An 11,637-nucleotide genomic window follows, 5' to 3' on the forward strand; every position below is an offset into this window, starting at 1 on the left:
AATCATTTTATGTTAATAACGGTGTCCTTCACCCTTGAACTTGGATCAGCCATACCTATTATCCTGGGGTCGATTTTGTCCTCAAAGTTGAGACCGTATTTGAGGTAATCGGATATGGTGATGTCCTTCTTTGTGAAGGCACCTATGAATAGCTTATAGGGACAGGGGAGCACTTCCCTCAGGATTTCATCGATTTTCTCCATGTTATCCTCCAGGGCCTCCGGGAGTATCCCGACTATGAGCTCTCCGACCTTAACGCGGAGTTCAACCTCCTCTCCACGCACCCTTATTCTTCTCCGGTCACTGTGTTTAACCTCTGTGCCCCTTGCAGGTCCATAGTAAACCCTGTCGGGTATCGACGGTCCATGAACCAGTACCCTGACTATACCCTCAAGGGCGTAGATGCTGTTCAGCAGTTTCTCAACGGTTTCCGGTTTCAGGAGCCTCTGGGGAAATATCTTCACATCGACGAATCCTGTTTCTGGCATTTCAACTCCCCGTTTAAGCCTATAACTGGTCCTTTACCTCTGCAGCACCTTTTGCAACGTTGACTATTGGTTCTCTGAAGTAGTCTATTTCGCTGTAAACTGATCCTATGAGTCCTGATGTCTTTTCAACTGAGAACATCTGTGTTCCTGCGTCAAGACACATGGCTGCAGCCACGCATGGGAGGGCGAATCCCTTACTGTGCCTTGTTACGACGTGGTTTCCGTGGAATATACCTGGACCTCCTCCACCATAGATGGAGTGGCTGAAGAATGAGAATCCCACTGCTGTACCCATGGCCCTTCCGAAGTCCACGCCCGGGAGTCCTGTTTCGTATTCAAGGATGTCGTTGTAGTAGAGCACTGTTGATGCAACGCCCTGGGCTGCCCTTGCTGCTCCCACGTTGACTATTGTTGCTGCAAGGAGTCCTGTTGCTGCGTAGGCATTCCATAGTGCCCAGTCGGCTGGTTCGTAGACCTTGTAGCCTGAGTTCATCTCCCTGGCCACTTTAACGACTCCGTCCTCAACTGCCCTTTCCACCAGTGAAGCTATTACTGTACCTACTGTGCCCTTACCGTTCTCCTTAACCAGGTCAAAGAGAAGGTTGTTGGCGTTGAGTCCCTGGTATGCAAGTCCAAGGAGGTGCATCCTTTCGAATGCCCCGACAGCGTCACCTGTTTCGAACATTGCTGTCTGTTCGAGTATGGATGATAGTGCTGATGCGTTGAGTGTGTTCTTTCTTGTGATGGCAACGACGTGGTTTGCCATTATGTTCCTGAGACCGTATCCAAGTCCCTCAAGGAGCACAGGTGGTCCGAGGAGTGTTGAGAGGTTGGCTCCTGTGAAGTCCACTGTCTGTGGGTATCTTCCCATTACAGCTGTTTTAACTGCATTTGCATCGAACATGTCCACGTCGAATTCGTCGATGATTGCCTGTACAACTGCTGCCCCTGTGACAAGTGCTGAGACGGTGTAGTCTGCTGCTACACCCATCCTTGTTGTTGGGACCTGTACCAGGATCTGCTGGCCGTTGTTTATGAGGCGTATGTTTGTGTCGTCGTCCTCTGAGGTCTGGACGAGTTTTTTGACCTTTTCAGCGATTGCCTCTGCGTTTTCAACGATTGGCAGTTCAACTTCCCTTCCCGGGATGAAGTTGGACTTTCCTCCAAGGGCTGCCTTCCTGAGGCTTCCCTCGATTCCGGCGAGGTTCACCGCAACTGACCTCTTCACGTCGCTTACCAGGTTTGCTATTGTCGGGTTCTTAAGGGGGCTTATGGCTTCAAGAGGAACATCCTCCTCAAGGAGCTTACCATCTGCCCCATAGAGATCTATTCTGTCTTCATACATTGGCATGGTATTCACACCTCTTGGTTTTTATTTATTTATTAATAAAATTTATTAATTTATTATTGAATGTGAGGGGGTTATTGGTTTGGTTTATGGTCTTAACAGTGTTCATCTCAGATTCGATGTCTCTAAATGTGCCTTCAGGTTATACCGAAGTTCATCCTCCAACCTCCAGAGCATAGCTCATTATAGAACAAGCCATACTGCACATATCAGTATTAACCGGTATTAATCCAGATATAACCGCTTATGCTTCATTTTCTGGACATCTATGACTCTATTGAATAAGAAAGAAGGATAATATAAATGTTTTCAAAAGGAAAAAAAGAAAAATTTTAAATATGAAAAAATGGGTTTCATAAAAATATTATTCTGGATAATAACATGTGGCATGTGAAGTCTGGAGTCATCCTGAAAAACAAAAAAAGAAGTGGGTTTATTTCAGTGACAGTGCACCCTTCGGACAGGCGGGTATGCACTGGTCACAGAGTATACAGAACCCTTTGAGTGGAACCTTCTCATCGGTGAGTTTCAGCATGTCGTATGGACAGGCCTCTATACAGTCACCGCACTGGTCACAGAGGGCAGGATTGTACTGGACCCTCTTCCTCTTGACAACCTCACCATCAATGACCTTGTCCATATCCACAAGGCTGAGGGCTCCCTTTGGACAGGCCATGGTACATGCACCGCAGCGTGTACACATGGCAAATGATGGCTCCTCATCCACCTTCTCATTGTCAGGGAGCTTCATGCCCTCCCTGGTTACAACCCTTATTGCATCGTTGGGGCATATGTTGGCGCATGCACCGATGAAGTCACATTTTCCTTCATCCCAGACAAGGCCCTCTTCACTTGCAGGTTTGGCGGGTCCGAGTTCCACATCAAGGTCTATGGCATCCACTGGACAGAGCTGTTCACATAATCCGCAGGCTGTACAGATGGCTGGAAGTTCAACTGTAAGGTTTGATGACTTTGGAACTATGAAGTCACCGGGGCATGCCTCAACACAGGTGTTGCAGCCTATACATGCCTCCTCATCCAGTTCGAATTTCCTGATTTCCTTGGCCCTCTTCTCTGGTTTTTTGCCTGAGATGTAGACAGCGTTCCAGGGACAGGTCTGTGCACAGACACCACACTTTATGCAGGTGTCCTCATCGATCTCTATGACTCCACCCACCTTTTCAAGGGTTATGGCATCCACAGGGCATTCGGGGACACACATTCCACAGCCAACACAGTCAGCAATGAATATGGGCCCCTCGATTTCCAGTTCAACCTTTGCTGGTTCCTTTATGCCCTCAACGCCTATGACACCCACAGGGCAGATGTCAACGCACTTCTGGCACATGACACAGAATCCCTGAAGCGGAATCTTTTTGACCTTACCCTCGTCAAGTTTGAGGATCTGTGGAGGGCAGACCTCCACGCAGTCCCCGCACTCATTGCACTTGTCAGGGTTGAAAACTATCCTGCCCTGTGTGTTACCAGCCTCGTCAACCACCAGATCCTCAATTTTGAGGGCGCCTGTTGGGCAGGCATCGACACACTTGGGTTCCCCGCCGCAGATGTCACAGTAGATAACATCCTCCGGTGTTACCTCAATGGCTGCGGTAGGGCAGGTCCCCTGGCAGGCACCACACCTTATGCAGTCCTCTTTGTTGACAACTATCATTTTACCACCTTTACCCGGGTGAAATTAGATCCTTTTTACAAGGTCGCCTTCACTGTCGTATACTTCCAAGGTGGCAAGTCTCATCTGACTGTCAATGGTGTGTGTTGCGCAGGAGAGACATGGGTCGTATGCCCTTATGACCATCTCCATGAGGTTGAATATCTTATCATCCACTTCAACACCAGGTTTGATGTAGTCCTGGGCAACCTTCTGGATACCCATCTCCATGGCAGGGTTGTTCTGGATTGTTGCAACCACGATGTTTGCCTTGGTTATGAGGCCGTTCTCATCACAGGTGTAGTGGTGTGTGAGTGTTCCCCTTGGTGCCTCAACTATACCCACACCGTCGCCTGCCTGCCTTTCAAGTGAATCAGGGAATTTTTCTCCGGATAGGTCTCCTTCAAGTGCATCGGCTGCACATTCGGCACATGCGAGGACTTCTATGAGCCTTGCCCAGTGGTACAGGAGTGTCTGCTGTGCGTATCCAAATTTGTCCTGGAACTCCTTGAAGTAATCCTGTGCCTTTGGAGCTGCATCAGGCATCTTATCTGCGACGTTGAGCCTTGAGAGTGGTGAGACACGGTAGACACCATCAGGGTATCCAAGGTCCTTTATGTATGGGAATTTGAGCCAGGAGTATGGTTTAACATGTTCAGCGATGGTGTCAGCGTAGTCTGCTGGTTTGAACTCCCTGAACAGGTTTCCTTCCTTGTCCTTTATCCTCACTATACCATCGTAGACGTCCCATACGCCGTTTTTAACAAGACCTGTGTGGTATGTCTCGATGTTGCCCAGTGAGTTCACGAGGTCAATGTTCTCCTCGAATATTGGAACTGCAAGTTCCAGGGTGGCCTCTGCCAGTTCAACGTTCCTCTGGGCCTTCTGAAGGAGGTCCTTCTGTGTTTCATCGTCCAGTTCTGTTGATATACCTCCTGGTGTTGAGGAGGTTGGGTGAATTGGCCTTCCGCCTGTGGCCCTGACGATTTCCAGAGCATTTTTACGTAACTCTATGGCCTGAAGAGCAACATCAGGGGCGTCCTTTATTATCTGGAAGACGTTCCTTGTCTTTCTGTCCTTACCTGCTATGAAGTCAGGGGCTGCAAGGAAGTAGAAGTGCAGACCATGGGAGTGCATGTATGAGCCCCAGTTCATGATCTCCCTCATCTTGTAGGCTGCAGGAAGGACATCGTCAGGTTCGAATCCAAAGCAGGCGTCAACAGCCTTTGCGGCTGCCAGGTGGTGCTGCACGTCACAGATACCGCAGATCCTTGGAACTATCCTTGGGGCTTCCTCTATGGGTCTTCCCTGGAGGAACTTTTCGAATCCACGGAATTCCATAACATGGAGCCTTGTGTCCTCAACATTACCTGCATCATCAAGGTGTACGGTAATCTTGGCGTGACCTTCAATACGGGTCACAGGTTCCATTGTGAGTTTAACCATCTATTTACCCTCCTTCTTTATTTTCATTGGTATGAGTGCTGCTGGAAGTGTGAATGTGTAGAATGTTCCAACAATGTCATCCAGCTGTTCAGCCACTTCCTCAGGGTCGACGGTTTTGTCCTCTTCGACCTTGTAGTCAGAGGCTATGGCACTTATCATTTTGGCACCCTGGTCCTCGACACGTGCTGTTGGACCATAGCAGCCACGGCATGGTATGGCTATGCTTGGGCACTCTGCACCGCAGATTGATACAGTTGCTGGGCCCATGCAGATGAGTCCCTGTGGTATGAGACAGAGGTCATCCTCTGGTTTACCAACCTCGAACTGCCTCTTTATGAAGTCCATTGCAAGGCCTTCTGGTGGTTTTTCCCTTGGGCAGACTTCACAGAGGTTTGTGCTTGGCAGTTCTATTTCTTCACCTTTGAGGAGTGCCATAACGACCTCAGCAGCAACATCTGACCTTGGTGGGCATCCTGGAACTTCAAAGTCAACGTCTATGACTTCACCCAGTGGTTTGACCCTTCCCTCAAGGTGTGGTACGTCTTCAGATGGTATGACGCCCTCTTCGTTTGGTGTTGTTATGGAGTTGATGTAGGCTTCCTCTATGACCTCATCCTTGTCCCAGAGGTTCCTGAGACCTGGTATGCCGCCGTATACAGCACATGTACCGTAACTTATGACAAATTTGGCCTTTTCCCTTAGTTCCTCTGCGAATTCCCTGTTTTCATCGTTTACGATTCCTCCCTCAATGACCACAACATCGAGTTCAGGGATTTCATCGTATTTTGTGTCCATTAAAACAGGGCTGAACTCGAAGTCAGCGTGTTCCATGACATCAAGGAGCTTTTCATGGAAGTCTGCAATGGACAGGTGACAGCCGGAGCATCCTCCAAGCCACATTGTTCCGATCTTTATTTTTTCAGCCATTTAACATCCTCCTTATGCTTCAGCTAGCTGTTTTTTGATTGGTGATGGACCAAGGGCCCTTATCCTGTCAACCATCATCTTGACGGTTTCGGCGAATTTTTCACCTTCTGATGCGGATATCCAGTCGTGGTGGATCCTTTCCCTGCCAATTCCAAGTTCATCTGCCAGTTTGTAGATCAGTCTCATTCTCCTGTCGAGCTTGTAGTTTCCTGCGTCGTAGTGGCAGTCACCGTGGTGGCATCCTGTTACGAGAACACCGTCAGCGCCTTCCCTGAATGCCTTGAAAACAAACTGTGGCTCTATCCTTCCTGAGCACATCACACGGATAACCCTAATGTTTGTAGGGTACTGCATCCTTGCTGTTCCCGCAGTGTCCGCTCCACCGTAGGAACACCAGTTACAACAGAACATCACAATTTTTATGTCATCTTCAGCCATAGAGTTTCCTCCTTGCTTGGGTTGTACTTATAATTGTACTTGGTATATGGTTTAGGAGTGGCAAGTATAAAGGTTACTTATGAAACAATTTCGAAAATTTTATATGTGTGGTTAAAATTTTTATTATTTTTAATACTGCCATCCCCCCATTAAACCGTTAAATGACGTTCATACAAGGGTCACAGCGTCTCTGAATTTCCCAGAAATTTTTGCAGCGATCTCCGGGATGGTTGTGGACACTATGGCTGAATCAGAATCCCTGTATGCATCCGCGTCACTGGAACCGCCGCATCGGACCTCGGTTTTAATTTCTGATCTGAGGTTGTCCACGCTAACCCATTCAACCCACGGGTCGCTGTCCACAAGTACGAATTCATCCACCATTCCATCAAGTTTCTTTGCAATCACCCATGATACGAATCTTGCGCCGAAGATTGCCACTGTTCCATGTATGTCGCCGTTTCTGGTCATCTCAGCAAGCGTATCCACGTCCCTCTCTATATTCACCCTTTCATAGAGTGGAGTTGAGGGGAGGCATGCCCAGTGGGCGTCACCCACATATGTATGCCCGATGGTTTCTGGATAAACATTCTCTCTTCCTGAAGCCTTCACTGCAGCTGCAAGGGCCTCAAGCTGGGGCTTCTGTACTGGAACAGGTGTTAGAGCAGCCTCAACCTCCTCCCTCATTATCTTCATGACCCTTGGGAGGCCAAACTTACCCCTTCTTGCTGTGCCTGGACTGTAACCACACATGTAACCATGGTGGTTCTTTGGGAATCCTGTTATTATGGCGTTCAGCCCTGCCCTTAGTCCTATGCGGCACTCGTCCTCATATGCACCGTTGGTTGCAACAATTCTGCCTGGTGTGAGGATCCTTGCTGCAGCAACGGCCCCTGCAAAGGCGTCAAGTCTATCAGATGCAAGGTTGAAGGGGCCGCCCTCCAGTACGAAGACATCGACACCCATATCAAGTCCTGCCTCAAAGCCAGATATGAGGTCATCGTATCCGTCTCCAACGAACATTATGGCCTCAACACCCTTACCATGCTTTCTAGCAAGTTCAAAAACCTCGCGTGCCTCATCAAGGGGTGCTGCATGGGTTTCAGCCCCCTGAACCGGTGTCAGGTTAACCGCCACAGAGGAGGCGAGTTCAACCCATTCGTCCCTGTCAGGCAGGCCCTCCCTTTCCTTTTCAAGGAGTCTTGAATGTATTCTTTCGCGGGGACAACCCTCAAATGGGGGTCCCTCAAGGTAACACTGTCCTCCGCATCCGGTTATTGATCTGGGGAACCTCATGGGACCGTATCTTCCAAAGTGGTCAAGGTCCAGGGGGACCTCTGTGGTCTCCCGCACCTCCCTCATGAGCTCCACAGGCCTCATACCGTAGTTCTCGGCTATATCTGCGAATGCATAGGCACATACGTGTATTGTTGCACCTATCGTGTCTGAAAGGATGCAGTTTCCAATAAGGTCCATCCTCTCAAGGTCAGATGCGCAGGTGCCCACGATGATCTCTGTGAGGTCACAGCCCAGGGGGAACCTCTTGAAGGTGGCCCCCAGCTTAATCTTATCCTCCCTTGAAAGGTCAGAAATTGCATCCACCACCTCGGTGACATCCCTGTCCATTTTCATGATTTCCCATGCAGCTTCAGGATTATCCACTGCTTCCCTGATGATATCGTGCATATTGTTTCACCTTTTAGGTCACTGTGATTCACTCTGATACTGGATGTTATAAATTTTGACAAAAATTATGGGTTAATAAGAAAATGCTGCTTTAACCCATAATTTTAATACCCGTTATTTTCCTGCCCTCTTCAGTGGCCCAAGGTATTTTACAGTCTCATAGAACTCCTGCATTGTCTTCTGAAATTTTTCACCCTCCGATGCCGATATCCACTCCCACCTGAATCTTTCCTTATCTATGCCAAATTCAGGGAGTATGTCCTCAATGAACCGGGCCCTTCGTTTCCATTTGTAGTTACCTGAATCATAGTGGCAGTCCCCTATGTGGCATCCTCCCACAAAGACGCCGTCTGCACCCTCACTGAAGGCCTTTAGTATCATCGAGGCGTTGACACGGCCTGAACACATCACCCTTATGATACGGACGTTGGGTGGGTACTGCATCCTCGCTGTTCCCGCGGTGTCTGCTCCGCCATAGGAGCACCAGTTGCAGCAGAATCCAACTATCTTTGGCTCGAAACTCATCATATCACCCCTAATCCTTCTCCCCGCTGTACATTGGGGGCAGTTCTTGGCTCACCCCTGCTGTGAATCCTGTTCTGTCACGGTATTTTTTCTGTATCCTGTGGTAGATTCTTGCAATGGGTATGTCCATTGGGCAGACATCCTCACACTGACCGCAGTTTATACAGCTGAAACCCATGTGCGAGAGCCTCACTCCCTGGAATGTAAGGGGGTCCGGTGCCTTTTCATCTGATTCCAGGAGGTAGTCCTTTTCAAGTTCACATTCCCTGCAGAAGCATACCGGACAGGCATCCCTGCAGGCAAAGCAGTTTATGCAGCGCTTCCAGTACTCATCCCATTCATCCAGTGAGGGGTATTCCTCATCAAGGTATTTATCCTGAAACTTCCTGGCCATGCTGATCATTGCATTTTCAATTTTCTCCCTTATCTTCACCATCTTCTCAGAGGGTTCCCTCGCCTCAATGTATCCGCTGCTGCGGGCACCTTCAATGATCTCCTGACCTCTTTCAGTGTTAACCTCTATGAAGGTCCATCCGTCATCTGCACCCCAGTTTCCACAGGCTAGGTCAGCGTTGCGTGGGACCATTATTTCGCATCGCTGACAGTTTTCCCGTCTCCCGAAACCCTCCTCCTCAAGGTAATCGATTGATATCTCCCTGTGACTTCCGTCCCTGAGTTCCACTATGAATTTACCCCTGTCAATCTCCTCACTCACAACATCATCAGGGTCTATCTCATAGAAGGTCTCTATCATTTCCCGGGCGGATACAGGGGCAAGGGTTCCGCCGCAGTTCAGCCCGATCTTGTATACCTTATCAGGGTCTATCTGGTGCCTCTTCTCAAGCTCCCTTATTGCCATTGCATCACAGGGTTTTACAGCTACGGCCAGCCTCATATCACTTAGATAGCGGGATATGAGGTCCCCGAACATGGTGGGTGCGCAGTGCAGGGATCCGCAGGTTGATTCTATACCTGAAGAATCCTCAAGTAGAACGGGGATTCCATCATACACGTCATATCCCCTTTCCAGTGTTAGTACAGCGTCCACAACTTCTTTATCCAGCATGTACTTGAATATGGCTGTCACCGCTCCTCCACATTCTCCTTTTCTCTGAATCTCCTCGTCTGTAGCCCGTGCAAGGAGGTACTTCATCTCAATCACCTGCCCTGAGTATTCTTTCAAATATTTCCATGTCTGAGAGAACCCCTTCTGGTGCCTGCAGTGCGGGTTCAAGTTTCATGGTGTATCCCGCTGTGCTGGTGTATGAACCTGATTTTTCACACCATGCTGCCACTGGAAGGAAAATATCAGGTGTCAGACCTTCAGTTCTTATGGACTGGAGAACGAATTTTCCTGATACATCCACCGGCTCTGCAGCTGCACCGGGATCTATTAACCAGACAGAATCAAATTCTCCTTCATTAACGGGAGGTAAATGTTGCATCACCCCCCTCGTGTTGAAGTCTTCAAAGATGGGGAGAACATCAAATTCATTTTCAGATGAGAACTCAAGAACGGGTCCTATAATTTCCGGTATTTCAGGTGTTATTATAATCAGAGATCCCCCTGGAAGTTGCTGGAGATCATTCAGTACCTCCCTCTCATCTGAGAAGGTTATGTGAAACCCTGAATTTACCGCCATTCTTGTTTCATCCCTTCTGTCATAGGATCTCACCTCTGCTCCGGCAGCCATTGCATGGAATATTCTCCTACCTATGAGTGGGGCGCATGTTATGGCATCTCCTATGACTGCAATGTTATCATAGTCCCTGATATTTCTGATATCAATTTCAGGATAATCAAATTCAGGGAAAACGGTTATTAAACCTGATTTTTTCACATTAAAGTTTTCTATGATTTCTCTGAGTTTGAGTGCCTCCTCATTGGTGAGGGTTCCTGTTGTCAGGATGGATATGTCCTCTGATGAAAGAAGTTCTGTTAATTTATCCAGTGCCTCATCCCAGTTCACTCCACTTAGTTTCCCTGATTTTTTAACTCCAGGGGATGTTACTCTGTCCATCAAGGGGATTTCATAGCAATCCCTGCCTGCCCTGCATGTCTTTCCCTCATTGACCGGGTGTCTCCTGTAGGGGTAGGTTCCCACAGGTGCGCCACCCATCTCCACAATATTCACGCCACAGCCTGCACTGCAGGAAGGGCATAAGGTGTGTTTCACCATCATTTATCTACACCTCCAGATTTTTCACCTTACCCTTGAACTCATCAATACTGAGAAGTTCATTCTGGACGCTGATGGTCCTATCACGGGTTATGTTGAACATCTCCACCATGATGTTAAGTCCAAGGTCAAGCAGAAGTTCAGATAGGTTTCCGGGTAGTTTCTCAGAGTCTTCAAGAACAACCTTCCCCTCCACCTTGAATTTCAGGGGTACTCCTCTTTCTGATTCCATATAAAATGTGTATCCCACCGAGTTATTTCCAAAATCTGTGTAGTCAATTTTCCAGTCCATATCAAGGCTCAGGGTACACGATTTTGGGTTTTTCTCAGGGCGAAAAAGTCCAATCCTCTGAATCTGGATTTCCATGCTTTCACCACAACCTCCGGTTTTATGTTTATCATAAGTATGTGCTAATAAGTATTACATATATAAATGTTTCCAAAATAAAAAAATGATTAAAATGCTTCAAAAAGAATTATATGAAATTTTTGGGTTTATTTTTTGAATTGAGTTCTTCTAAATGTTTAAAAATGAAAAAATAGTACTTAAGTGACCTGTAAACTCAGGATTAATATTTGGGGTCATGGAAATATGTTCATAATAAATATTTATTTTTTATTATTAATGCTGTTCCAGAGGGGGATCCAGCAAAATGAGGAAACAGCCCATCACTTTAACCCTGAGGGTGTCTCTCTGATCTTCTAAATGAAATTAAAAACCGGAAGGTGAGAAATTTTAATATTAATATTTTAATAATTATGAACACCATGTGTCCTGTAGCTGCTGTAAAGCACACAGGAACCCAGCGATGTTCCTGATGGCTACAGTTGCCCCTCCAGATAAAACAATTCCATTTATAAGCTTTTTGGTTTGAAAATTATCAAAAAATATATTTATACTGGAAACCGATTAATCTGTACTACTAATAA

11 protein-coding genes are annotated in these 11,637 nt (G+C 47.5%); all 11 read right to left on the bottom strand.

The features are described from left to right. Positions 1-2 precede the first annotated feature (2 nt). On the bottom strand, positions 3-488 hold the full coding sequence (mcrD, locus tag MTBMA_RS07385; RefSeq protein ID WP_013296304.1) for a methyl-coenzyme M reductase operon protein D: 486 nt from the start codon (positions 486-488) through the stop codon (positions 3-5). A 19-nt stretch (positions 489-507) separates the two neighbouring features. Continuing rightward, on the bottom strand, positions 508-1,839 hold the full coding sequence (mcrB, locus tag MTBMA_RS07390; protein ID WP_013296305.1) for a coenzyme-B sulfoethylthiotransferase subunit beta: 1,332 nt from the start codon (positions 1,837-1,839) through the stop codon (positions 508-510). Positions 1,840-2,269: 430 nt separating this feature from the next. Beyond that, a complete protein-coding gene (gene mvhB / locus MTBMA_RS07395) occupies positions 2,270-3,508 on the bottom strand; it encodes a polyferredoxin protein MvhB (RefSeq protein WP_013296306.1) in 1,239 nt (412 codons plus the stop codon). Positions 3,509-3,532: 24 nt separating this feature from the next. Continuing rightward, complete coding sequence (gene mvhA, locus MTBMA_RS07400; protein ID WP_013296307.1) at positions 3,533-4,951, bottom strand: F420-non-reducing hydrogenase subunit MvhA; 1,419 nt, start codon at positions 4,949-4,951, stop codon at positions 3,533-3,535. Then, a complete protein-coding gene (gene mvhG, locus MTBMA_RS07405) occupies positions 4,952-5,878 on the bottom strand; it encodes a F420-non-reducing hydrogenase subunit MvhG (protein WP_013296308.1) in 927 nt (308 codons plus the stop codon). A 12-nt stretch (positions 5,879-5,890) separates the two neighbouring features. Next, complete coding sequence (locus MTBMA_RS07410; protein ID WP_013296309.1) at positions 5,891-6,316, bottom strand: hydrogenase iron-sulfur subunit; 426 nt, start codon at positions 6,314-6,316, stop codon at positions 5,891-5,893. A gap of 168 nt (positions 6,317-6,484) precedes the next feature. Next, positions 6,485-8,002 carry a 5,10-methenyltetrahydromethanopterin hydrogenase cofactor biosynthesis protein HmdC gene (gene hmdC, locus MTBMA_RS07415; protein ID WP_013296310.1) on the bottom strand — a complete coding sequence of 506 codons (1,518 nt, stop codon included), beginning with the start codon at positions 8,000-8,002 and terminating at the stop codon, positions 6,485-6,487. Between the two features lie 114 nt (positions 8,003-8,116). Continuing rightward, positions 8,117-8,527 carry a hydrogenase iron-sulfur subunit gene (locus MTBMA_RS07420; RefSeq protein WP_013296311.1) on the bottom strand — a complete coding sequence of 137 codons (411 nt, stop codon included), beginning with the start codon at positions 8,525-8,527 and terminating at the stop codon, positions 8,117-8,119. A gap of 10 nt (positions 8,528-8,537) precedes the next feature. Continuing rightward, positions 8,538-9,686 (bottom strand): Coenzyme F420 hydrogenase/dehydrogenase, beta subunit C-terminal domain, encoded by a 1,149-nt coding sequence (locus MTBMA_RS07425; protein WP_202965421.1) that lies wholly within the window; start codon positions 9,684-9,686, stop codon positions 8,538-8,540. Next, positions 9,682-10,710, bottom strand: coding sequence for a molybdopterin-binding domain-containing protein (locus MTBMA_RS07430; RefSeq protein WP_013296313.1), 1,029 nt, complete (start codon positions 10,708-10,710; stop codon positions 9,682-9,684). Before MTBMA_RS07430 ends, MTBMA_RS07425 begins: the two co-directional genes overlap by 5 nt. Before the next feature lie 4 nt (positions 10,711-10,714). Continuing rightward, a complete protein-coding gene (locus MTBMA_RS07435) occupies positions 10,715-11,074 on the bottom strand; it encodes a hypothetical protein (RefSeq protein WP_013296314.1) in 360 nt (119 codons plus the stop codon). Positions 11,075-11,637: the final 563 nt, after the last annotated feature.

The sequence above is a fragment of the Methanothermobacter marburgensis str. Marburg genome, assembly GCF_000145295.1.
Taxonomy (GTDB): domain Archaea; phylum Methanobacteriota; class Methanobacteria; order Methanobacteriales; family Methanothermobacteraceae; genus Methanothermobacter; species Methanothermobacter marburgensis.

Excerpts from the sequence above, each read along its gene's own strand:
- mcrD (WP_013296304.1), bottom strand. The coding sequence starts at position 488 with ATGCCAGAAACAGGATTCGTCGATGTGAAGATATTTCCCCAGAGGCTC.
- mcrB (WP_013296305.1), bottom strand. The coding sequence starts at position 1,839 with ATGCCAATGTATGAAGACAGAATAGATCTCTATGGGGCAGATGGTAAG.
- mvhB (WP_013296306.1), bottom strand. The coding sequence starts at position 3,508 with ATGATAGTTGTCAACAAAGAGGACTGCATAAGGTGTGGTGCCTGCCAG.
- mvhA (WP_013296307.1), bottom strand. The coding sequence starts at position 4,951 with ATGGTTAAACTCACAATGGAACCTGTGACCCGTATTGAAGGTCACGCC.
- mvhG (WP_013296308.1), bottom strand. The coding sequence starts at position 5,878 with ATGGCTGAAAAAATAAAGATCGGAACAATGTGGCTTGGAGGATGCTCC.
- MTBMA_RS07410 (WP_013296309.1), bottom strand. The coding sequence starts at position 6,316 with ATGGCTGAAGATGACATAAAAATTGTGATGTTCTGTTGTAACTGGTGT.
- hmdC (WP_013296310.1), bottom strand. The coding sequence starts at position 8,002 with ATGCACGATATCATCAGGGAAGCAGTGGATAATCCTGAAGCTGCATGG.
- MTBMA_RS07420 (WP_013296311.1), bottom strand. The coding sequence starts at position 8,527 with ATGAGTTTCGAGCCAAAGATAGTTGGATTCTGCTGCAACTGGTGCTCC.
- MTBMA_RS07430 (WP_013296313.1), bottom strand. The coding sequence starts at position 10,710 with ATGATGGTGAAACACACCTTATGCCCTTCCTGCAGTGCAGGCTGTGGC.
- MTBMA_RS07435 (WP_013296314.1), bottom strand. The coding sequence starts at position 11,074 with ATGGAAATCCAGATTCAGAGGATTGGACTTTTTCGCCCTGAGAAAAAC.